A 20,595-nucleotide genomic window follows, 5' to 3' on the forward strand; every position below is an offset into this window, starting at 1 on the left:
TCCGGTTTCAGCCTCAGTTCACGATGAGCACCAGCCCCCGGCTCGGCACCGTATCGGCCTCGCCCGGCATCGAGACATAGGGCGGCGTCTCCTCGGCGCGGGTGACGGTGCCTTGCGCCTCGAGCTCGGCGATCCGGGCGGCAAACCCGGCATCCCACAGTGTGTTCTTTACCGTCAGCACGATCACCCCGCCCGGCCGGCAGATGCGGATCAGCTCGTCCAGACCCTCGGCCCCGACATGGCCGGACGTGAAGACGCCGGCTGAGATGATCCCGACGTAGGCATCGTCCACGAAAGGCAGCGGTCCGCCAAGCGCCAGGCAGTGCAGCGCCGAATAGACGCCTTTGCGCGCAGCTTGCGCCAGCATGCCTTCCGAGATGTCGAGGGCCTCGACCTGCGGATAACCGGTGATGGCAAGCCATTCGCCGATGAGCCCGGTGCCGGCGCCGGCATCGAGCAGAGGTGCCGCGCCGCGCGGCAGATGGCGGGCCAGCAAGGCAAGGCAGATGGTCGGATGGCGATAGCCGGCCGCCGACATGTCGGCGTCATAAGTGCCTGCCCAGCTGTCGTAGAGCGCCGCGACGTCTTCCGGTCGCTTCGCCGCATAGGCTGCGGCGAGCGCGCTCTGCTGTTTGCTATCCGTCATCGCTTTCCGTCGCCTGGTATCGATCCGCAACGCGATCATAGCCAAACGGCGAAAACTGTGGAACCGTCGTCGTCGCAATAACACGGGGAAAGGAGCGAAAGCCATGGCGGATGACCAGGCACGCGCCGCACTTGCGGCCATTCCGATGCTGGCCGGCTATGACGGTCCGCTGGAACGGCTCGGTGGCCTCACCAACCTCGTCTTCAGGGGGAAAGATTTCTGCCTGCGCATTCCCGGCAAGGGTACCGAGGAATACATCAACCGCGCCAACGAGGCAGTGGCGGCGCGGGAGGCGGCGAAGGCCGGCGTCAGCCCGGAAGTGCTGCATGTCGATGCCGAGACCGGCGTGCTGGTGACCCGCTTCGTTGCCGGCGCCGAGACGATGTCGCCGGAAAAGTTCAAGACCCGACCGGGCAGCCCGGCACGCGCCGGCAAGGCCTTTCGCAAGCTGCACACATCCCGCGCGGTGTTCCCCTTCCGCTTCGAGCTGTTTGCGATGATCGACGACTATCTGCAGGTGCTGTCGACCAAGGATGTCGCTCTGCCTTCCGGCTATCACGATGTGGTCCGCGAGGCGGAGGCAGTGCGCTCGGCACTTGCCGCTCATCCTTTGCCGCTCGTCGCCTGCCACTGCGACCCGCTATGCGAAAACTTTCTCGACACGGGCGACAGGATGTGGATCGTCGACTGGGAATATTCCGGGATGAACGATCCGCTCTGGGATCTCGGGGACCTCTCGGTCGAAGGGCAATTCGACGCCGCGCAGGAGGAGGAAATGATGCTGACCTATTTCGGCGGCGAGCCGAGACCGGCAGAGCGCGGCCGCATCGTCATCTACAAGGCGATGTGCGACCTGTTGTGGACGCTGTGGGGCTTGATCCAGCTTGCCAACAAAAATCCGGCCGACGACTTTCGCGCCTATGCCGACGGCCGGTTTGCGCGCTGCAAGACGCTGATGGAGACGCCGGAATTTTCGCGGCATCTCGCAGCGGTGCGCCGGGGTTAATTCACACCCTTCGGCACGTTTTCTGGCGGCACGGTGTCGACCACCTTCTGGCGGTGGAAGATGAACAGGCCGGCCAGCACGACGATGGCCGAGCCGATCAGGATGCGCGGCCCAGGCACATCGCCGAAGAAGGCGAGGCCGAAGACCACTGCCCACAATAGCAGGCTGTAATGCAGCGGCGCCAAGGTCGAGGCCGGCGCCAGCTTCAACGCCCTGGTGATCATCAGATGCGCGCCGCAGGAGACGATACCGAGAAGCAGCATGGCGCCGAAATCGAGCGAGGACGGCGTCTTCCAGGTGCCGATGGTCAACGCAGCGCCGACCAGCAGCGTGCCGATGGTCTGCCAGGTCACAAGCGCCGTGTCGCTGGTGCCGCGCAGGCGCCGATTGAGGATGATGGCGAAGGCAAAGGAAATGCTGCCGGCGAGCGCGAACATCGAGGACAGCGAGAACGCGGCCGAAGACGGCTTCAGCATGATCAGCACGCCGCAGAAACCGACCAGGATCGCCGCCCAGCGGCGCCAGCCGACCCTTTCGCCGAGCAAAAAGTGCGACAGCGCCGCCACATAGATCGGCCCGGCCATGTAGAAGCTCATCACATCGGCGAGCGGCAGATAGACGACCGCCGCGTAGAACAGCGCCGTGTCGAGCGTCGTCATCACCACGCGCAGCAGCTGCAGCTCCGGCCGCTCCATACGAAACAGCTTGGCCGCACCCTGATGTGCAATCATCGGCCCGAGTATGAAAAAAGCGCCGATCGAGCGGATCAGCACGACCTGGCCTACGGAAAAACTGGCGACCAGCCACTTGCCCATCGCGTCGTTCAGCGCAAACAGGAAATCGCCGGCGAGCATCAGCAGGATACCGGCCAGCAGCACGTTCCTGATCGTTGAGTTCTGGGCTGCGGGCTGCGCCATTCCGTTACCGGTTCCTTGCCGTGGATACGGTGACCCGCGTCGTAGTCGCAAGCGGTGGCCGTGACGAGGCGGAAATCAAGAATTCGGTAAGACCAGCGCCGGAAATCGGCTGGACTAAGCGTGGCGCCGGTTCACCGTGCCCGGCCTTCCGGCGATCGAAAGCCGCGTGTCCTGCCGGCTGCGCTCGGCCACCACCTTGCCCCTGGCAATGACGCAGAGACGCTCGGGGCGCAGGCGCAGCGCCTCGACCGGATTGCCGGCATCGAGAACGACCAGGCTGGCGCGCTTGCCGACGGCAAGGCCAAGGTGGTCGAGGCCCATGATGGCGGCATTGACGTTGGTGACCATGTCGAAACAGCGCGCCATCTCGGCCGGGCTCGACATCTGCGCGACATGCAGGCCCATGAATGCGACGTCGAGCATGTCTGCCGTGCCCAGCGAATACCAGGGGTCGAGCACGCAATCCTGGCCCCAGCCGACGCGGATCCCATGCGCCAGCATTTCCTTGACCCGCGTCAGGCCGCGGCGCTTGGGAAAGGTGTCGTGGCGGCCCTGCAGCATGATGTTGATCAGCGGATTGGGGATCGCCGAAACGCCGGCCTCGGCAATCAGCGGCAACAGCTTCGAGACGTAGTAATTATCCATCGAATGCATCGAGGTGAGGTGCGAGCCGGCCACTCTGCCCTGCAATCCCAGGCGCTGCGTCTCATAGGCTAGTTGCTCGATGTGGCGGGACAGCGGATCGTCAGTCTCGTCGCAATGCAGGTCGACCATCAGGCCGCGCTCGGCCGCGATCTCGCAGAGCTCGGTGACGGAGCGCGTGCCGTCGGCCATGGTGCGCTCGAAATGCGGGATGCCGCCGACGACATCGACGCCCAGGTCGAGCGCGCGGACGGTGTTCTGGTGCGCTGTCGGCGAGCGATAGAGCCCGTCCTGCGGGAAGGCGACCAGTTGCAGGTCGATATAGGGGGCAACCGTCTTCTTCACGTCGAGCAGCGCTTCGACCGCCAGCAGGCGGTCATCACAGACATCGACATGGGTGCGGATGGCGAGCAGGCCCATCGACGCCGCCCAGTCGCAATAGGCGAGCGCACGGTCGCGCACCGCCTCGTGGGTCAGAAGCGGCTTCAGCTCGCCCCACAGCGAAATGCCTTCGAGCAGCGTGCCCGAGACATTGATGCGCGGAATGCCGAGCGAAAGCGTGGCGTCCATATGGAAATGCGGATCGACAAAGGGCGGCGAGACCAGATTGCCATGAGCATCGATCGCCGTGCCGGCGCTGACGTTCAGCTCGGGTTCTATCGCTGCGATCGTTTCGCCGACGATGCCGATATCTGCGATCCTGCCGTCGGGCAGCGTCCCGCCGCGCACCACAAGGTCGAAATCCATCTATCGCCACCTCGTTGAAGAATGATGCCTATTCCGGCACATACCGCACCGCCCCCTTGGCGGCACTTGTCGCCATCGCCGCATAGGCGCGCAAAGCCGTCGTCACCTTGCGCTTGCGCTTTTCCTCGGGCTTCCAGGCAGCCATTCCCTTGGCCTCCATCGCCGCGCGGCGGGCGGCGAGCTCCGCGTCGTCGACGGCCAGCCGGATGGTGCGGTTGGGGATATCGATCTCGATCGTGTCGCCTTCCATGACCAGTCCGATCAGCCCGCCTTCCGCCGCTTCCGGCGAGACGTGGCCGATCGACAGGCCGGAGGTGCCGCCGGAAAAACGACCGTCGGTGATCAGCGCGCAGGCCTTGCCGAGACCCTTCGATTTGAGATAGCTGGTCGGATAGAGCATTTCCTGCATGCCGGGGCCGCCACGCGGCCCTTCATAGCGGATGACGACGACATCGCCGGCCTTGATCCCGTTCGACAGGATCGCCTTGACGCTGGCGTCCTGGCTTTCGAACACCCTTGCCGGGCCGGTGAATTTCAGGATCGATTCATCGACGCCGGCAGTCTTCACGATGCAGCCGTCGAGCGCCAGATTGCCTTTCAGCACGGCAAGGCCGCCATCCCTGGAGAAAGGATGTTCGGCCGAGCGGATGACGCCGGTTTCGCGGTTCGTGTCGAGCTCGTCCCAGCGGCGATCCTGGCTGAAGGCGACCTGCGTCGGCACGCCGCCGGGTGCCGCGAGGAAGAAATCGCGGACATTTTGGCTGGTGGTGCGCGAAATATCCCAATGGTCGAGCGCTTCGCCGAGGCTCGCGGTATGCACCGTCGGCAGGTCGCGGTTGATCAGCCCGGCGCTATCCAACTGGCCGAGGATCGCCATGATGCCGCCGGCGCGGTGGACGTCCTCCATATGAACGTCTGCCTTGGCCGGAGCGACCTTGCACAGCACCGGCACCCGCCGCGAGAGCCGGTCGATGTCTTCCATGGTGAAGTCGACCTCGCCCTCATGTGCTGCGGCGAGGATGTGCAGCACGGTGTTGGTCGAGCCGCCCATGGCGATGTCGAGCGTCATGGCGTTCTCGAAGGCGCCCTTCGAGGCGATGCTGCGCGGCAGCGCGGTGTCATCGTCCTGCTCGTAATAGCGCTGGGCTAGATCGACGATCAGATGGCCGGCCTCGACGAACAGGCGCTTGCGGTCGGCATGCGTGGCCAGCGTCGAGCCGTTGCCGGGCAGCGAGAGGCCGAGCGCCTCGGTCAGGCAGTTCATCGAATTGGCGGTAAACATGCCGGAGCAGGAGCCGCAGGTCGGACAGGCCGAGCGCTCGATGGTCTTGACGTCCTCGTCGGAGATTTTGTCGTCGGCGGCCGCCACCATGGCGTCGACCAGGTCAAGCGCCTGGCTCTTGCCGGCGAGCACCACCTTGCCGGCCTCCATCGGACCGCCGGAGACGAAGACGGTCGGGATGTTGAGGCGCAGCGACGCCATCAGCATGCCGGGCGTGATCTTGTCGCAATTCGAGATGCAGACCATCGCGTCGGCGCAGTGCGCGTTGACCATGTATTCGACGGAGTCGGCGATCAATTCGCGCGACGGCAGCGAATAGAGCATGCCGTCATGGCCCATGGCGATGCCGTCATCGACGGCGATGGTGTTGAACTCCTTGGCGACGCCGCCGGCCTTTTCGATCTCGCGGGCAACCAACTGGCCGAGATCCTTCAGATGGACATGGCCGGGCACGAATTGGGTGAAGGAATTGACCACGGCGATGATCGGCTTGCCGAAATCCGAATCCTTCATCCCGGTGGCACGCCACAGGCCGCGGGCGCCGGCCATGTTGCGGCCATGGGTTGTGGTGCGGGAACGGTAGGCGGGCATTGAACTGTCCTTGCTGTCTGCGTCGCGCCCAAAGGTGCGGAAAACCGGAATTGAGCCGCAGGCCTTATAAACGCCACGCTCTGGTCTGGCCACAATTTTGCGCTGCGCCAGGGTGTGGAACGAGCGGCCAGCCAAAGACGCAGCCGGTCCAGGCCGTAAAAAAGTCAGAAGTGCTGTCGGATCGTGTTTTGCTCGAGCGTCCTTGGGCAGACGGCGGCACCGGGCATCAATCGCCAGCCGGCCGTTTTGCGAGTGAAAACAAAGCCAAAACCAGCCCGAGGAGCAAGAGAATGCAAAAGATCACCACCTGCCTGTGGTTCGAGGACCAGGCCGAGGAGGCCATGAACCATTATGTCTCCATCTTCAAGAACTCGAAGGTGCTGAGCGTGATGCGCTGGCCCAAGGGCAGCGGCGATCGTGAGGGCAAGGTGCTGATGGTCTCATTCGAGCTCGACGGCGTTCAGTTCCAGGCGCTCAACGGCGGGCCGCAATTCAAGTTCACCCAGGCAGTCTCGCTCTCCATCGACTGCAAGACGCAGGAGGAGGTCGACTATTTCTGGGACAGGCTTATCGCGGGCGGTGGCGAGCCCAGCCAGTGCAGCTGGCTGAAGGACAAATTCGGCCTCTCCTGGCAGGTTGTTCCCGAGCAGCTGCCCAGGCTGCTGCTGGACCCCGACGGGGAAAAGGCCGGCCGCGTGATGCAGGCGATGATGCAGATGACCAAGATCGACATCGCCAAGATCGAAGAGGCAGCCAAGGGGTGAACGAACGCGCTCTTGCCTTCTCCCCCCTGTGGGAGAAGGTGGATCGGCGCGAAGCGCCGAGACGGTTGAGGGGTGCTGGACGGAATGAGACGTTGCTGTTTCCTGGAACACCCCTCATCCGTCGCCTTCGGCGACACCTTCTCCCACAAGGGGAGAAGGAACGCGGCGCATCAGGCCGCTCTGTCGCGGACCTGATAATCCTTGACTGCCGCGAAGCGGATCGCCTTCCAGCGCTCGGCCTCGTAGTTGAGCGAGAAGGCGTGCTGGGCGAGGAACACCGGATCGTTGTCGAGATCGCGGGCGATGTCGCCGCGATGCGCCTCGATGAAGCGCTGGAGCTCTGCCCTGTCGTCGGCTGATATCCAGCGGCAGACGGAAAAGCGCGACATCTCGAAATCGACCGGCAGTGTGTATTCGAAGTTCAGCCGCTCTTTCAGGACATCGAGCTGCAGGGCGCCGACGACGCCGACGATGGCCGGCGAGCCGTCCTCCGGCGAGAACAATTGCACGACGCCTTCCTCGGCCATCTGGTGCAGCGCTTCCTTGAGCTTCTTAGCCTTCATGGCATCGCCGAGGCGAACGCGGCGCAGGATTTCAGGTGCGAAATTCGGCACGCCGCGAAACAGGATCTCCTCGCCCTCGGTCAGCGTGTCGCCGATGCGCAGCGTGCCGTGGTTGGGGATGCCGACGACATCGCCGGCGAATGCCTCGTCGGCGGTGACGCGGGTGCGGGCGAAGAAGAATTGCGGCGCCGACAGGCTCATCGGCTTTCCAGTGCGCACCAGCTTGGCCTTCATGCCGCGCTCGAGCTTGCCGGAGCAGACACGGACGAAGGCGATGCGGTCGCGGTGGTTGGGGTCCATATTGGCCTGGATCTTGAAGACGAAGGAGGTCATCTTGTCCTCGGTCGCCTCGACCTTGCGGCTGTCGGCCTCCTGCGCGCGCGGCGGCGGCCCATAGGCGCCGAGCGCCTCGATCAGGTCGCGCACGCCGTAATTGCGCAGCGCCGAGCCGAAATAGACCGGCGTCAAATGGCCTTCGCGGAAGGCTTCCAGATCGAGCGGGCGGCAGGCCTCGCGTGCCAGCTCCAGCTCCTCGATGAAGGCCTCCCGCTCGTTCTCCGGCAACAGGCCGGCGACCCGGTTGGAATCGGGTCCATTGACCGGCGTGCGCTCCTTTTCGGCGTCGCCCTTGCGAACCGCGTTCAGCGCCAGATGGTAAGTGCCGGAAAAGGTCTTGCCGCGGCCGATCGGCCAGGTGATCGGTGCTGTATCCAGCGCCAGCTTCTGCTCGATCTCGTCGAGGATGTCGAACGGGTCGCGGCTTTCGCGGTCCATCTTGTTGACGAAGGTGATGATCGGGATATCGCGCAGCCGGCAGACCTCGAATAGTTTCAGCGTGCGCGGCTCGATGCCCTTGGCGGCGTCGATGACCATGACGGCGCTGTCGACCGCCGACAGCGTGCGATAGGTGTCGTCGGCGAAATCCTCGTGGCCGGGCGTGTCGAGCAGGTTGAAGACGGTGTCCTCGTATTCGAAGGTCATCACCGACGTCACCACCGAAATGCCGCGCTCGCGTTCGATCTTCATCCAGTCCGACCGGGTCTGGATGCGGTCCTTCTTGGCTTTGACCTCGCCGGCAAGCTGGATGGCGCCGCCGAACAAAAGCAGCTTTTCGGTGAGCGTGGTCTTGCCGGCGTCGGGGTGGGCAATGATCGCGAAAGTGCGGCGGCGCGATACCGCTTGTTCGATGTCTTCAGCCAATTTCATGGAATCCTGTCTGTGGCGCGGGCTTCTAGCAGCGCTTTTCCGGCCTGTCGAACGGAAACACCCTTCGCCCCTCAATGCCAGATGATGCAAATGTCACTGCGGGCCGCGAGTTCAGTCACGGATCACAGCCGCTTCAGTGACCGAACCGGCATCATCCGTGCGGATGGCGAGCCACTCATAGTCGATCGAAAGCAATCCCCTTTCCGGGCCGAGGACATAGACCAGGCTCCAATCGGAAAACTTGTCGGTCTCAGGCGGCGGGCCGAGCGCCGCAAGGACTTCTGCGCGCGATTTCCCAACCAACCACCCGGTCAGCACCAGGCTGTCGGCGATGCGATGGCGTTTATGCAAGGGATCATACCAGCTGTAGTCACCGACTTGCCACCACGATCGAATGAACGGCAGTGGGCCGAAGAAAACGGCATAAGCGATCATGACCATGGCAGTGCCAAGAGCCAGACCTCGCGTCCAGCGGCGCAAACGAGCCCTTTGTGGCTGGGGCATGATTTCTGGTCGGGAACTCAACAGCGGAAGCTTTCTCGCAAAGACAATGTCATCGACCGTTTCGAGAACGGAACACCACGACGCACCAAGGGTGAGCATGTATCACGACGGCAGGAGGGTATGAAGTCCTGCCGTTTAAGGTGGAGGCCGTGAGCAAAGACATCCTCGTCATCGGCGCTTCCATCGCCTGGAACCTGAGTGCAGAGCTGTCGACCTCTCCGGCTGCCGCGGTCTCCGGTTCACGTCCCAACGTCAGGCCGGTTCGGCGGCATGGCTCTCGAAGGCCACCTCGGGAATCCACTCGGCAATTGCGGCGCCGATCCTGTCGGCATGGTCCTCCTGCAGATAATGCGCGCCGGGTCCGAGATCGATCAACCGGCAGTTCTTCAGGCCCGCCGCGAATTCCCGTGCCGCCTGCGGCGAGACGACGGCGCCCGGATCGCCTGAGAAAAGCAGCTTCGGGTAGGCGGAAAGCCGGAGCGCCCGATGGTCGTGCTCGCTGATGGCGGCGACATCGGCAGGCTGACCTTCGATCGGCAGGTCGCGCGGCAGCCGCAGGATCGGCTTGCGCGATTGCGGCGTCGGGAACGGCGCCCGGTAGGCGGCCATTTCCTCATCGCTCATCGTGCGCAGCACAGCGGCCGGCAGCACCTTTTCGACGAAGACGTTGTCTTCCAGGACAAGCTTTTCACCGACGCCCGGCGTGCGCATTGCCTTGAACAATTCGCGCGCCTGCGGACGCTGGTGAAAATCGTCCCAGTTCTCGAAGGGGCGGATGAATTCCATGAAGGCGAGGCCGAGGATCCGCTGCGGCCGCCGGGCCGCGAGATGGAAGGCGAGTGCGGTGCCCCAGTCCTGCGCGACGACCACCATGTCGGTGATGCCAAGCGTCTCGATGAAGGCGTCGAGATAGCGGACGTGGTCGAAGAAGCGATAGTCGATGTCCGGCTTGCCGGACTGGCCATAGCCGATCAGGTCGGGCGCGATGCAGCGGCCGCACGGCGCCACATGCGGGATGATGTTGCGCCAGATGTAGGACGACGTCGGGTTGCCGTGCAGGAAGAGCACAGTCGGACCGGCCGTGCCTGCCTCGACATAGGAGATGGTGGAATCGAGTACCGCGACTTGCGAGCGCGGCAACATTGTGCGGGATTGCTGCTTTTCGAGTTTCGGGTTCATCGGATCAGCTCCTTTTTGCGAAGACTGTTTTGAAAACGATGTTCTTGAAACGCTCGAGCGGTTCGGGACTGCGCTCCACCTTCATGCGCAGCATCGCGCCTTGCCAGGAACTCAAAAGGAAATCGGCGAGATCCTCGGCATCGAACGCGTCGGTGATATCGCCGGCCGCCTGGCCCTCGGCGATGCACTCGGCGAAGGGCTTGCGCCAGCGTTCGAAAATGGCGACGAGTTGCAGCCTCAGCGCCTCACTGTGAGCCGCCGTCTCGAGGCTGAGATTGCCAATCATGCAGCCCCGTGCCCAATTATGCGCCTCCAGCTTCGACGTGATGATTTCGAGGTAGCGGCGCAAGCGCCCGACCGGGGGCGTGCCGTCCCGGGCGAGGGCCTGCTCCACCAAACCGCTCACATAGGCGAAATAGCGGTCCAGCACCTCGCCGGTGAACGCCTCCTTGGATGCAAAATGATTGGTGAAGGACCCCGGGCGGGCATCGGCCGCGGCGACGATGTCGCGCACACCGGCGGCCGAATAGCCGGAATTCCAGATGGTTTTGAAACCGGCGTCGAGGAGTTTTTCGCGAAGTGAATGTCTAGCCATCGCGATACAATACGTACGTACGTATTAAAGTCAAGAGGCATATTTTGATACCGCGCGCTCTTGGCAGAACCCACGGGCAATGGCATCGCAGTGGTGGCGTTGGACCGAGGAGTGAAGCATGACAGCGGCGAAAGAAGTGATTGTCATCGGCGCCGGCATCATCGGCGCCTCCATCGCCTGGCACCTGACCAGGCCGGAGCAAAGGTGACGGTCATTGCCGGCAGCGGCGCCGGCGGCGTCGCGACACCGAATTCCTTTGCCTGGATCAATGCCAGTTGGGGCAATCCGGAGGTCTATTTCCGGCTGCGCATTCGGTCGATGGCCGAATGGACGCGATTGGCGAACGAGGTGCCCGGCATCCCGTTGCAATGGTGCGGTGGCCTGTGCTGGGACCTGCCACGTGCTGAGCTCGAAGCCTATGCGGCCGAGCATTCCGCCTGGGGCTACGGCATCGAGCGTGTCGACCGTGCCGGAGCGGCGCGCATTGAGCCCAATCTGACCGAGCTTCCCGATTTCGCCCTTTATGTGCCTGGGGAAGGCGTTGCCGAGCCGGTCGCTGCCACGCAAGCACTGCTCGCCGACGCCGAACGGCGCGGCGCGCGGCTGCTGACGGGAGTTACCGCGACCGCGCTTGTGCAGGCCAACGGCAGGATTGCCGGCGTCGATACATCCGGCGGGCGGATTGCTGCCGACGAGGTGGTGATCGCGGCCGGAGCCGGCTCTCCGGCACTAGCGGCAACAGCCGGGATAGAACTGCCGATCGAGACGCCACCCGGCCTGATCGTGCATTCGCGCCCCACCGAAAAGCTGCTCAACGGCCTGGTCATCGGCGACCGCCTGCATATGCGCCAGACGGCGGAAGGCCGCGTCATCGCCGGCTCGGATTTCGGCGGCGCCGATCCCGGCATGGATGCCGAGGCAACTGCCCGCGAGTTATTTGCGGCGATGAAGGCGATGCTGCGCGGCGCGGACGGGCTGGAACTCGATTTCCACACGGTTGGCTACCGGCCGACGCCGATCGATGGCTTTCCGATCATTGGCCGCGCCGAAGGCACGAGCGGCATCTACCTCGCCGTCATGCATTCCGGCATCACGCTGGCACCGGCCGTCGGCCTGTTCGCTGCCCGCGAAATCCTCGACGGCGAGCGCGATCCGCTGCTTGATCCCTACGGGCTGGCGCGGCTTACTCAATAACCGGGCGGGCGGCGAAAGCCGCTGGTTAGCGGGTCGATTGCCCTGGCGATCCCGAGCAGGCGCGACTCCGACCAGCGTTTGCCAACAAGCTGTAGTCCGATGGGCAGGCCATTGCTGTCCTGTCCGCAGGGCAGCGACAGTGCGGGGTGGCCGCTGTAGTTGAACACCGCACCATAGGCCGGCAGCATCCAGTAGCTTTGCTCCCTGCCGTCGACCTCGATCGGCGTTCCCGGCTCGCAATGCGGGAAGGCGGTGACCATGGCGACGGGGCACAACAAGGCGTCGCAGCCGTCCAAGAACCGTTCCCACGCCAGGATGGAGCGGTCGCGGCGGGCGAGCGCCTCGAACCAGCGCGCGACCGGCGTCGGCTTCTCCGGTGGTCCAGGCTGCGCCGCCTCCAGCATCATGCCGATCAGCGCACCGCTTTGCTCCAGGTCGTCGTGCAGGTCGAGCTTCGGCAATTCGGCTTCCTCGACGATGGCGCCCGCAACCTGAAGCTCTTTTGCCAGACTTTCGACCGCCGCGCTGATCTCGCCGGCCACCGGAAAGCCCGGAAAGGACGGCGCGACGGCAATGCGCAAATTTTTGAGATCCAGTTCCTGCAGGCCTTCGAGCGGTACCGGCGCAAGGTCGGTATCGCTTCCATCCGGCCCGGCAATGAGGCCGTAGATCAACGCCAGGTCCTCGACGCTGCGTGCCATCGGTCCGAGGCAGGAGATCAGCCGCACGCTGCGCGGCGCCCCGCCTGGATCGGGGAAAGCACCGGCGAGCGAGACGCGGTGCTCGGTTGGCTTGACGCCGTAGATGCCGCAAAAGGCAGCGGGCAGCCGGATCGAATCCTGCATGTCGGTGCCGACCTCGAACGGCGTCATTCCGGCGCTGAGCGCCGCCGCCGCACCGCCACTGGAGCCGCCGGCGGTGCGCTGGAGGTTCCAGGGGTTGCCGGTGCGGCCGAACAGCGGATTGCCCGACTGCCAGTCACCGAGCATTGTCGCCACGTTCGTCTTGCCCACCAATATGCCGCCTGCCGCCTTCAGCCGGGCAACGACCGGACTGTCTGCTCTCGGGGCATAGTCGGCGAAGGCCGGGAAGCCGACGGTGGTTCTCATGCCAGCGGTTTCGTGCGTGTCCTTTAGTGTGAATGGCACACCGTGCAGCGGCCCAAGTGCCTCGCCGCGCGCCTGCGCTTCGTCGGCCTTGCCGGCGCGTTGCCGCGCACCGTCCCGATCGAGGATTACGACGGCATTGACCGCCTCATTGTGCCTGTCGATCTGCGCCAGGTGCTCGTCCAGCACCTCTATTGCGGAAACCGTACGGTCGCGGATGGCCGCGGCCAGTTTGGTGGTCGACGAAAAGACGATATCCATCCTGAATGCTCCGGGCTATCGCGCCGCGCTCCTCAAAATGGCGGATTGCGGCGCGGCTTCAAGCCTGGCTCGGCATTTCGACGACGGCGGCGCTTGATCGGGATTGCGCTGCCGGGATCCGTTGAGGGTCGGCGCTGTCCAGCGGCCTCGCCGCGATCGGCACCTCTACGGCTTACCGTCCCCTGTTGTGCGTCCGCTCGTAGAGCTCACGGATGATGCCGCTTGCCGTGGTCTCGAACAGAAACGGCAAGAAAGCGTGAACGAGCGCGGCAAAAGCCGCCATGAACAATCGCGACGAGAACCATGCAGCGAAAGCCATATGGCCGAAATAGCTCTCGCCGACCGCGGCCGGGTGAGAGGTGAAAAGTCTTGCGAGCCGTGCTGTCATGTCGATCCCTCCTGCCGGCATGAAGAGCCGGCCATGAATATCCTGCCACGGCTGTTCGGTTGATCGGTCTCAAATTGTCCTTGTATCAAGCCAAGTTTTGGGACAATCATCCCACATGATGCCGGAAATCGACGAAATAGACCGGAGATTGCTGGCCGAGCTGCAACGCGACGGAACTCTGTCCGTCGACCAGCTCTCGGCAAGAATATCGCTGTCGCGCAATGCCTGCTGGCGCCGGGTCAAGCGGCTGGAGGAAGACGGCGTCATCACCGGTCGGGTGGCGCTGGTCGACGCCGACAAGCTTGGACTCGGCCTTTCGGTGTTTATCATGATCCGCACCTCGAACCACGATCCCGACTGGCTGCAAAGATTCCGGGCGGCGGTGACCGGCTTTGCCGAGATCACCGGCGCCTACCGCATGTCCGGCGATCTCGACTATGTCCTGCGCGCCCGCGTCGCCGATGTGAAGGCCTATGACCGGCTCTACCAGCGGCTGATCGCCAAGGTGGCGCTGTCGGACGTTTCGGCCTCCTTCGTCATGGAGGAGATCAAGGAGACCACGGTCGTTCCGATGGAACTGCGCTGAAGCGGAACTGTGCTGAAAGAAAGCCGTTGATAGCATTGCCGCCGAGTTGACTGAACCGGCGTTCGCGACGATAGGATCAGCCTCATGCGCGCAGCACTTTATCCCTCCTCCGTCATCGGTCCGGCTGTCGGCTTCGTCAGGCTACCGCATGGCGAGGGGTTGCCGCTACCCGCCTATGAGAGCTCGGGCGCCGCCGGCATGGACCTGCGCGCCGCCGTCCCGGACGACAGGCCGCTTTTGATCCTGCCGGGAAAGCGCGCGCTGGTGCCGACCGGGCTGGTCCTGGAAATTCCCGAGGGCGTCGAAGGCCAGGTCCGGCCGCGTTCCGGCCTTGCCTTCAAGCACGGGCTCACCTGCCTCAACACGCCCGGCACCATCGACAGCGACTATCGCGGCGAGGTCAAGGTGCTGCTGATCAATCTCGGCGACGAGGATTTCGCGGTAACGCGCGGCATGCGGATCGCCCAGATCGTCTTCGCCCCGGTGACGCAGGCGACGGTCGAGGAGCGCACATTGGCCGGCGGTACAACGCGCGGCTCGGGCGGCTTCGGATCGACCGGCACGGCCTGATGAGCGCTGCGAAATGAAGATACCCAAACTCGTCATCTTCGATTGCGACGGGGTTCTGGTCGACACCGAGAACCTGGCCAACCGGCGCCTCGCCGAGTGGCTGACTGCGGCCGGCTTTCCGGCCAGCTTTGAATATTGCCGCAAGAATTTTTCCGGCCGCAGCATGGTCTCTGTGCAGAAGGAAGTCGAGGCGACCGGCGTCAGCCTCGGCGCCGATTTTGTCGAGCGCTGGAACGCCGGCCTACCGGACCTGTTCGCGCATGGCGTCGAGGCCATCCCCTACGTTCGCGAGTTCATCGAAACCGTGCACGCCGCCGGCATCGCCACCTGTGTCGCCTCATCGGCACGGGTATCGAAAATGCACATCACACTCGGCCAGACCGGGCTGCTGCCGCTGTTCGAGCATGCGCTGTTCAGCTCGACCATGGTCTCGCGCGGCAAGCCGTTCCCCGACCTCTTCCTGCATGCGGCAGCGACGATGGGCTTCGCGCCCGCCGACTGTATCGTCATCGAGGACAGCGTCGCTGGGACGGCAGCCGGCATCGCCGCCGGCATGCGCGTCTATTCCTACCGCGGCGACCCGCTTTCCGACCGTGACGGACTGAGCGAAGCCGGCGGCATCCTGTTCGACGACATGCGCGAACTGGCCGGGCTGGTGCCGATCCACTGATCGGGCCTTTGTTCAAGCTGCGCTGTATGTTGCAGCTGCTTGTGCTAGCTTGCGCGCGCCCGACATAACGAGCGCGCGCATGACCTTCTCCCTGGTTCGGTTCCTCTTTGCCTGCCTGCTGCTGCCTTGTCTCTGGACGACGGCCAGCGCTGAGGCCGTCAGCTCCCCGGAGCTCGGCAGCGCCGTCTCCGGCCACGGCGATGTCACCTATCTCGACCTCGCCAGGATGGTCATTCCAGATCTGGCCGCGGACAAGGACGGCTTCTACCGGGGTTCGATGCCGATCGAGATGCGTCACATCGCTGGACCGGACTACGGCGGCTCGCCGCCGGCGGTGTCGGGTCTTTCCAATGCCGGCGTGCTCGGCATCAAGGCCGGCGGCAAGGAGCGGCTGACCATGCTGTTCGACCTTGGCGACTCGCCTGACAGTGCCGAGGGCTATGCCGTGCTGGCGCTCTACGACGTCACCGGCAAGCCGGCCCTGCTCGACGCCGTCAATGTCGCCGTCGACCGCATCACCTATCTTCGCGATCCGGGCACGCTGCCGATCGGGCCTGGTGACGACGCCATCATCAGCATGAGCATGCATTTCAATTCGAGCCAGGGCTATGGGATCACGCCGCTGATCATGGTCCGTAACGACAGGTTCGAGCTGATCGACATGATCTATACGTTCGACGAAAACCTCTGCACTCATAGGAGGACGCAAAATGCGGCGTTCCAGGCGGTCGCCGACGGCCAGCCCTATGCAGCCATCAAGGTCACGGTGACCGACGCGGCGCTACCGGGGGAAGAAAGCTGCGACGGCCAGCCGCCGCCAGAGGCGTCTTCGCGCGACATTTCCGTCACCTATCATTGGGACAAAAACGCTTCGCACTACGTCAAGGATTCCGATGCGCTGGACCGATTGGCAGATGAGAACGCCAAACGCTTCTGAGCCAACCGCATTTGTTTGCCCGGCGCGTTCCGCCGGGCTAGAATTTGCCTCACATTCTGCACTGGAGGGGAGCATCCATGGACAAGGGCAAGATTTTTCGCGACCTGCATGCCTCGATCTTCGTCATGGCCAATTCCTGGGACGTCGGCACGACCAAGCTCTTGGCCTCGTTCGGCTTCAAGGCGCTGGCGACGACCAGCGCCGGCTTTGCCTTTTCGCGCGGCCTGCCCGATGGCGCGGTGACGTTCGAGGCGATGATCCATCATTGCCGTGAAGTGTCGGCGGCGACCGGGTTGCCGGTTTCGGCCGACCTCGAAAAGGGCAAGGGCGACAGCGCGACAAGTGCCGGCGAAACCATCTTCGCCGCCGAGGCGGCAGGCCTCGCCGGCTGCTCGATCGAGGACCATACCGGCGAGCCCGACAAGCCGATCTATGATTTTGCGCATGCCGTCGAGCGCGTCGCGGCGGCGGCGGAAGCGGCACGGGCACTGAAACGCGATTTCGTCTTCACCGCGCGGGCCGAGAATTTTCTGTGGGGCAAGCCCGACCTCGACGATACGATCAAGCGGCTGCAGGCCTTCGAGAAGGCCGGCGCCGACGTACTCTATGCACCGGGGCTGGGCGACATCGAGATGGTGCGAACCGTCTGCTCGGCCCTGACCAAGCCGGTCAACGTCATGGCCAGGCCCGGCTTCACCATCGCCGACCTGGCCATGGCGGGAGTAAAGCGCGTCTCGCTCGGCCCATGGCTCACCAATTTCGCCTTCGGCATGCTGGAGACCGCGGCGCGCGAGATCCAGCAGGACGGCACCTTCGGCTTCACCCGCGCCGCCATGCCGTTCGGCAAGCTGCAGGCGCTGTTTGCCAAATCGTCAGCCTAGGTCGGGCCCGGCGAATGACGCTCACCGTCGTCGACATGCACACCGGCGGCGAGCCGCTGCGGATCGTCACCGGCGGCTACCCCGACATTCCCAAGGGCACGATCCTCGAAAAGCGTGCCTATGTGCGCGACCATCTCGATCATCTCAGAAAGATCCTGATGTTCGAGCCGCGCGGCCATTACGACATGTATGGCGCGCTGCTGGTGGAGCCCGACCTGCCGGGCGCCGACCTCGCCGTGCTGTTCATGCACAATGAGGGCTATTCGACGATGTGCGGCCACGCCATCGTCGCGCTCGGCCGCTACGCCGTCGAGGAGCGGCTGGTGGCGCCACGCGAGCCGCTGACGACCGTCAACATCGAGGCGCCATGCGGGCTGATTTCGGCTGCGGTCGAGGTAAGGGATGGCAAGGCCGGTGCGGTGTCCTTCGAAAGCGTGCCGGCGTTTCTGTTCGCCCGCGACCGGCGGATCGAGCTGCCAGGCTATGGTCCGGTCGGCTTCGACATCGCTTATGGCGGCGCCTTCTATGCGCTCGCCGACTGCCGCCAGTTCGGGCTGGAATTCGGCAGGAACCGGGTGCGCGATTTCGTCGATGCAGCGACCGCGCTGACCAATAAGCTCAAGGCCGAATTGCCGCTGTCGCATCCCGACCATGCCGATCTCGCCTTTCTCTACGGCACCATCCTCACCGACGGACAGGATGCGTTCTCCGATACGCCGACCAAAAACATCTGCGTTTTCGCCGAAGCCGAGGTCGACCGTTCGCCGACCGGCTCGGGAGTCACCGCGCGGCTGGCGGCCATGCACGCCAAGGGGCAAATCGAGATTGGCCGGACGCGGCTGTTCGAGAGCATCGCCGGCTCGCGCTTTTCCGGTGCGGTCGCGCGCACGGCCACAGCCGGGCCGCATGACGCCATCATCGCCCGCGTCGGCGGCCGTGCCTACTACTCAGGGCGGGCCGAATTCATTGTCGAGGACGACGACGAACTGGGGCGCGGCTTTCTGCTGCGCTAAGGCGTGTTGATGTTCAACTGCCGGCGAACGGCGGTGCCTCGAGCCCAGGACAAAAGGGCCGGATGCAGCTGTTCAACGCCGCGATGCTCGTGGGTCACGGCATGGATCCTAGGGTCTTCGCCGCGTCGCTTCGCTCTTGCTCCGCCCTAGGATGACGAAATGAGGGAGGCCGCAGCTAACTTCCAAGGGTTGTGATTTGCCGTCCGCTACCACCCTCTACACTGCGACGCAACGGCCAATCTCCGACGTCCGCGACTTGTCTTGAACCCCCGCGCCTTCGTCATCCTAGGGCGGAGCAGGAGCGAAGCGATGTCGCGGAGACCCTAGGATCCATGCCGTTACTATGGCTGAAGAGTGCAGCGCTTCTGTGCGCCGGACTTGCACCAACAAGGGCGGTCAGCTCCCTTCCCGTGCCGAGATCGCCTTGTGAAGATGCACCATCATGGCGGCGGCGAACAGCGGCGTCAGAAGATTGAGCAGCGGCACGGCCAGGAAAGCCGCGACCACCAGACCGGCGAGGAACACGGTGACAGCGTGCTTTCTGCGCAGCGCCTTGGCCTCAGCCTCCGGGCGAAAGCGCATGGCGGCGAACTCGAAGAACTCGCGCCCGAGCAGATAGCCGTTGACGATGAAGAAGGCGGCAATGTTGATGCCGGGCACCAGGAGAAGCAGCAGGGCGACGATATTGCCGAGGATGACGACGCCGAAGAACCTGATCGCCAGCACCAGCGAGCGCAGCGCCGGCACGGCGCGGCCGGGCGGATCGTTGGGATAATCGGTGCGCTCGACCACTTCGGCGACGTCGTCGAGGAACAGGCCGGCGATGATCGCCGTCACCGGCGCGATGAGCAGCGCCAGCCCCAGCGCAAGGCCGATGCCGGCGACGACGGCGCCCAGCCATCCGGCCCAGGAGGGAAGGGCGGGCAGCCATGCATCGATCCACGGCCAGGCCAGCCATTCGAACAGCCCCTTGATCCCGAACCAAAGCGCCGCCAGCGCCAGCAAGGTCAGCCCCAGCGTCTTCACGAACACGGAACGGAATTCGGGCGAGAACAGCCGGCTCAAGGCGGCGCGGGCGGCGTCGAGGATCACGGCGTTTCCAATCCCATGTCAAACGTGCCCGTGGCTGATATCTCCGAATAGGCGGAGATCGCCCAAGTCGCAAGCGCGGCTTCCTAGCGCGCGACCTTCGCCTGGGGAATGGTCATCGCCGCCACGCCGGCGACGACCAGGGCCATTCCCCACCATGCGCTCGGACCAAGGCTTTCGCCAAGGAACACGGCTCCGATAGCAACGCCGATCGGCACCCGCAGATAGGCTTGCGAGGTGGTGCCGACGGAACCCAGCGTATGGAGGAGGCGGAAATAGATTGAGAAGGCCAGCGCGGTTGAAAACACGGAAAGCCCGAGCAGCGCAAGGATCGAGGTCGTCGATGGCGCCAGCGTCCATGGCTGATCGAACGCAAGGCTCAAGGGGATCAGCATCGCGGCGCCGCAGAGCATCGAACCGGCGGCCGGCACCATCGGGTCGAGCCCCCTGAAGCCGCGACCGAAAACGGCAGCGCCGGCATAGCAGATCGTCGCCGCGACCACGGCAAGTTGCGGCAACAATTGCTGTCTGAGGCCGCCTAGCGCCGGGACGCCGATGACGAGGCATATTCCGGCGATTCCCGCCCCGACGCCGAACAGCTTGCGCATGGTCGCCGGTTCATGGCGGGTGATGAGGGCGGTCAGCAAGAAGGTGAAGATCGGCGAGGTCGCATTCAGGATCGTGGCCAGCCCGGCATCCAGCGAGCGCTCGGCCGAAGCGATCAGCGTGAACGGCACGACGCTGTTGAGGCATGCCTGGAATGCAAACCGGCGCCAGCTTGCGGCATCACCCGGCAAGGCCAGCCCGCGCCAGCGGATCAGGGCGAGCAGGATGCCACCCGCGATCAGGGTTCGCGCGGCGATCAGCGTCACCGGCGGGATCGTCGCGACGCCGATCTTGATGAAGCTGTAGGATGCGCCCCACAGCACCGCCAATACGACGAGCAGCACCAGCTCGATCCTCGTGTCGGTTTTCATGGACATGGCCGGCTGGAACCTCTGGGCATCGCTCATCTCAGCCATGCTTGTAAGCCAGGCACGCGGGAAATGCTTCGGCCGCCATCCAACGATGGTCGCTATGCTGACATTCGTCGGATCGCGGCATTGTCGACTAGGCAAAGCCGCATCAAACCGCTAGACCCGCCCGCGCCCGGCGTGGCAGAAAGCCGGTAGTTTTTTGGCGGAGACATGAATTGATGCCGGACTATGACGTGCTTTGTATCGGAAATGCCATCGTCGACATCATCGCCCAGTGCGAC

General features: G+C 64.3%; 21 protein-coding genes and 1 pseudogene. 9 read left to right on the plus strand and 13 right to left on the minus strand.

Annotated features, from left to right (window positions below; genetic code table 11):
* Positions 1–13 precede the first annotated feature (13 nt).
* A complete protein-coding gene (locus tag NKH70_RS28215) occupies positions 14–646 on the minus strand; it encodes a class I SAM-dependent DNA methyltransferase (protein WP_352915849.1) in 633 nt (210 codons plus the stop codon).
* A 103-nt stretch (positions 647–749) separates the two neighbouring features.
* On the opposite strand from NKH70_RS28215, the gene NKH70_RS28220 reads away from it, so the two are divergent.
* Positions 750–1,652 (plus strand): phosphotransferase, encoded by a 903-nt coding sequence (locus NKH70_RS28220; protein ID WP_352915852.1) that lies wholly within the window; start codon positions 750–752, stop codon positions 1,650–1,652.
* Here NKH70_RS28220 and NKH70_RS28225 read toward each other — a convergent pair.
* From NKH70_RS28225 to ilvD, 3 genes are all read right to left on the minus strand, one after another.
* Positions 1,649–2,569, minus strand: coding sequence for a DMT family transporter (locus NKH70_RS28225; protein ID WP_352719293.1), 921 nt, complete (start codon positions 2,567–2,569; stop codon positions 1,649–1,651). The genes NKH70_RS28220 and NKH70_RS28225 overlap by 4 nt on opposite strands.
* Positions 2,570–2,683: 114 nt before the next feature.
* A complete protein-coding gene (locus NKH70_RS28230) occupies positions 2,684–3,958 on the minus strand; it encodes an amidohydrolase family protein (protein WP_352719294.1) in 1,275 nt (424 codons plus the stop codon).
* Between the two features lie 28 nt (positions 3,959–3,986).
* The gene (ilvD, locus tag NKH70_RS28235; protein WP_352719295.1) at positions 3,987–5,831 is read right to left on the minus strand and encodes a dihydroxy-acid dehydratase; all 1,845 of its coding nucleotides are present in this window, start codon (positions 5,829–5,831) and stop codon (positions 3,987–3,989) included.
* A gap of 290 nt (positions 5,832–6,121) precedes the next feature.
* Between ilvD and NKH70_RS28240 the strand changes: the two genes are divergently transcribed.
* Complete coding sequence (locus tag NKH70_RS28240) at positions 6,122–6,595, plus strand: VOC family protein (protein ID WP_352719296.1); 474 nt, start codon at positions 6,122–6,124, stop codon at positions 6,593–6,595.
* A 170-nt stretch (positions 6,596–6,765) separates the two neighbouring features.
* Here NKH70_RS28240 and NKH70_RS28245 read toward each other — a convergent pair whose 3' ends face one another.
* From NKH70_RS28245 to NKH70_RS28260, 4 genes are all read right to left on the minus strand, one after another.
* On the minus strand, positions 6,766–8,364 hold the full coding sequence (locus NKH70_RS28245; protein ID WP_502908411.1) for a peptide chain release factor 3: 1,599 nt from the start codon (positions 8,362–8,364) through the stop codon (positions 6,766–6,768).
* Positions 8,365–8,475: 111 nt separating this feature from the next.
* Positions 8,476–8,967, minus strand: coding sequence for a hypothetical protein (locus NKH70_RS28250; protein WP_352719297.1), 492 nt, complete (start codon positions 8,965–8,967; stop codon positions 8,476–8,478).
* Positions 8,968–9,120: 153 nt separating this feature from the next.
* Complete coding sequence (locus NKH70_RS28255; RefSeq protein ID WP_352719298.1) at positions 9,121–10,047, minus strand: haloalkane dehalogenase; 927 nt, start codon at positions 10,045–10,047, stop codon at positions 9,121–9,123.
* 4 nt (positions 10,048–10,051) lie between these two features.
* Complete coding sequence (locus tag NKH70_RS28260) at positions 10,052–10,642, minus strand: TetR/AcrR family transcriptional regulator (protein WP_352719299.1); 591 nt, start codon at positions 10,640–10,642, stop codon at positions 10,052–10,054.
* Between the two features lie 118 nt (positions 10,643–10,760).
* On the opposite strand from NKH70_RS28260, the pseudogene NKH70_RS28265 reads away from it, so the two are divergent.
* A pseudogene (locus NKH70_RS28265) lies at positions 10,761–11,836 on the plus strand (NAD(P)/FAD-dependent oxidoreductase).
* Here NKH70_RS28265 and NKH70_RS28270 read toward each other — a convergent pair.
* Positions 11,830–13,203, minus strand: coding sequence for an amidase (locus NKH70_RS28270; RefSeq protein WP_352719301.1), 1,374 nt, complete (start codon positions 13,201–13,203; stop codon positions 11,830–11,832). The pseudogene NKH70_RS28265 and the gene NKH70_RS28270 overlap by 7 nt on opposite strands.
* 172 nt (positions 13,204–13,375) lie before the next feature.
* Entirely contained in the window at positions 13,376–13,591 is a 216-nt protein-coding gene (locus NKH70_RS28275; RefSeq protein WP_352469961.1) for a DUF6356 family protein, read from the minus strand.
* Between the two features lie 115 nt (positions 13,592–13,706).
* On the opposite strand from NKH70_RS28275, the gene NKH70_RS28280 reads away from it, so the two are divergent.
* From NKH70_RS28280 to NKH70_RS28305, 6 genes are all read left to right on the plus strand, one after another.
* Positions 13,707–14,177 carry an Lrp/AsnC family transcriptional regulator gene (locus NKH70_RS28280; RefSeq protein ID WP_352719302.1) on the plus strand — a complete coding sequence of 157 codons (471 nt, stop codon included), beginning with the start codon at positions 13,707–13,709 and terminating at the stop codon, positions 14,175–14,177.
* Between the two features lie 84 nt (positions 14,178–14,261).
* Positions 14,262–14,747, plus strand: a complete 486-nt coding sequence (gene dut, locus NKH70_RS28285) for a dUTP diphosphatase (RefSeq protein WP_352719303.1) — start codon at positions 14,262–14,264, stop codon at positions 14,745–14,747.
* Positions 14,748–14,760: 13 nt separating this feature from the next.
* Complete coding sequence (locus tag NKH70_RS28290) at positions 14,761–15,417, plus strand: HAD family hydrolase (protein WP_352915860.1); 657 nt, start codon at positions 14,761–14,763, stop codon at positions 15,415–15,417.
* Between the two features lie 79 nt (positions 15,418–15,496).
* Complete coding sequence (locus NKH70_RS28295; RefSeq protein WP_352979006.1) at positions 15,497–16,354, plus strand: hypothetical protein; 858 nt, start codon at positions 15,497–15,499, stop codon at positions 16,352–16,354.
* Between the two features lie 77 nt (positions 16,355–16,431).
* Positions 16,432–17,235 carry an isocitrate lyase/PEP mutase family protein gene (locus NKH70_RS28300; protein WP_352719305.1) on the plus strand — a complete coding sequence of 268 codons (804 nt, stop codon included), beginning with the start codon at positions 16,432–16,434 and terminating at the stop codon, positions 17,233–17,235.
* 14 nt (positions 17,236–17,249) lie between these two features.
* Complete coding sequence (locus NKH70_RS28305; protein ID WP_352719306.1) at positions 17,250–18,248, plus strand: proline racemase family protein; 999 nt, start codon at positions 17,250–17,252, stop codon at positions 18,246–18,248.
* A gap of 396 nt (positions 18,249–18,644) precedes the next feature.
* Here NKH70_RS28305 and NKH70_RS28310 read toward each other — a convergent pair whose 3' ends face one another.
* The 3 genes from NKH70_RS28310 to NKH70_RS28320 form a co-directional block, all read right to left on the minus strand.
* Complete coding sequence (locus NKH70_RS28310; RefSeq protein ID WP_352719307.1) at positions 18,645–19,340, minus strand: sulfate transporter family protein; 696 nt, start codon at positions 19,338–19,340, stop codon at positions 18,645–18,647.
* An 83-nt stretch (positions 19,341–19,423) separates the two neighbouring features.
* Positions 19,424–20,314: a DMT family transporter gene (locus tag NKH70_RS28315; protein WP_502908414.1), complete on the minus strand. Its 891-nt coding sequence runs from the start codon at positions 20,312–20,314 to the stop codon at positions 19,424–19,426.
* A gap of 98 nt (positions 20,315–20,412) precedes the next feature.
* Positions 20,413–20,595: hypothetical protein (locus tag NKH70_RS28320; RefSeq protein WP_353026692.1), on the minus strand; the 183-nt coding region annotated here is incomplete at its 5' end.

The organism is Mesorhizobium sp. M0991, from assembly GCF_040318915.1.
In the GTDB taxonomy this organism is placed as follows: domain Bacteria; phylum Pseudomonadota; class Alphaproteobacteria; order Rhizobiales; family Rhizobiaceae; genus Mesorhizobium.

What these genes read in the sequence shown, in the direction of transcription:
- NKH70_RS28220 (WP_352915852.1), top strand. Translation starts at nt 750, where the DNA reads ATGGCGGATGACCAGGCACGCGCCGCACTTGCGGCCATTCCGATGCTG.
- NKH70_RS28300 (WP_352719305.1), top strand. Translation starts at nt 16,432, where the DNA reads ATGGACAAGGGCAAGATTTTTCGCGACCTGCATGCCTCGATCTTCGTC.
- NKH70_RS28245 (WP_502908411.1), bottom strand. Translation starts at nt 8,364, where the DNA reads ATGAAATTGGCTGAAGACATCGAACAAGCGGTATCGCGCCGCCGCACT.
- NKH70_RS28225 (WP_352719293.1), bottom strand. Translation starts at nt 2,569, where the DNA reads ATGGCGCAGCCCGCAGCCCAGAACTCAACGATCAGGAACGTGCTGCTG.
- NKH70_RS28250 (WP_352719297.1), bottom strand. Translation starts at nt 8,967, where the DNA reads ATGCTCACCCTTGGTGCGTCGTGGTGTTCCGTTCTCGAAACGGTCGAT.
- NKH70_RS28270 (WP_352719301.1), bottom strand. Translation starts at nt 13,203, where the DNA reads ATGGATATCGTCTTTTCGTCGACCACCAAACTGGCCGCGGCCATCCGC.
- NKH70_RS28290 (WP_352915860.1), top strand. Translation starts at nt 14,761, where the DNA reads ATGAAGATACCCAAACTCGTCATCTTCGATTGCGACGGGGTTCTGGTC.
- NKH70_RS28230 (WP_352719294.1), bottom strand. Translation starts at nt 3,958, where the DNA reads ATGGATTTCGACCTTGTGGTGCGCGGCGGGACGCTGCCCGACGGCAGG.
- NKH70_RS28295 (WP_352979006.1), top strand. Translation starts at nt 15,497, where the DNA reads ATGACCTTCTCCCTGGTTCGGTTCCTCTTTGCCTGCCTGCTGCTGCCT.
- dut (WP_352719303.1), top strand. Translation starts at nt 14,262, where the DNA reads ATGCGCGCAGCACTTTATCCCTCCTCCGTCATCGGTCCGGCTGTCGGC.
- NKH70_RS28280 (WP_352719302.1), top strand. Translation starts at nt 13,707, where the DNA reads ATGATGCCGGAAATCGACGAAATAGACCGGAGATTGCTGGCCGAGCTG.
- NKH70_RS28275 (WP_352469961.1), bottom strand. Translation starts at nt 13,591, where the DNA reads ATGACAGCACGGCTCGCAAGACTTTTCACCTCTCACCCGGCCGCGGTC.
- NKH70_RS28260 (WP_352719299.1), bottom strand. Translation starts at nt 10,642, where the DNA reads ATGGCTAGACATTCACTTCGCGAAAAACTCCTCGACGCCGGTTTCAAA.
- NKH70_RS28215 (WP_352915849.1), bottom strand. Translation starts at nt 646, where the DNA reads ATGACGGATAGCAAACAGCAGAGCGCGCTCGCCGCAGCCTATGCGGCG.
- ilvD (WP_352719295.1), bottom strand. Translation starts at nt 5,831, where the DNA reads ATGCCCGCCTACCGTTCCCGCACCACAACCCATGGCCGCAACATGGCC.
- NKH70_RS28255 (WP_352719298.1), bottom strand. Translation starts at nt 10,047, where the DNA reads ATGAACCCGAAACTCGAAAAGCAGCAATCCCGCACAATGTTGCCGCGC.
- NKH70_RS28305 (WP_352719306.1), top strand. Translation starts at nt 17,250, where the DNA reads ATGACGCTCACCGTCGTCGACATGCACACCGGCGGCGAGCCGCTGCGG.
- NKH70_RS28315 (WP_502908414.1), bottom strand. Translation starts at nt 20,314, where the DNA reads ATGAAAACCGACACGAGGATCGAGCTGGTGCTGCTCGTCGTATTGGCG.
- NKH70_RS28240 (WP_352719296.1), top strand. Translation starts at nt 6,122, where the DNA reads ATGCAAAAGATCACCACCTGCCTGTGGTTCGAGGACCAGGCCGAGGAG.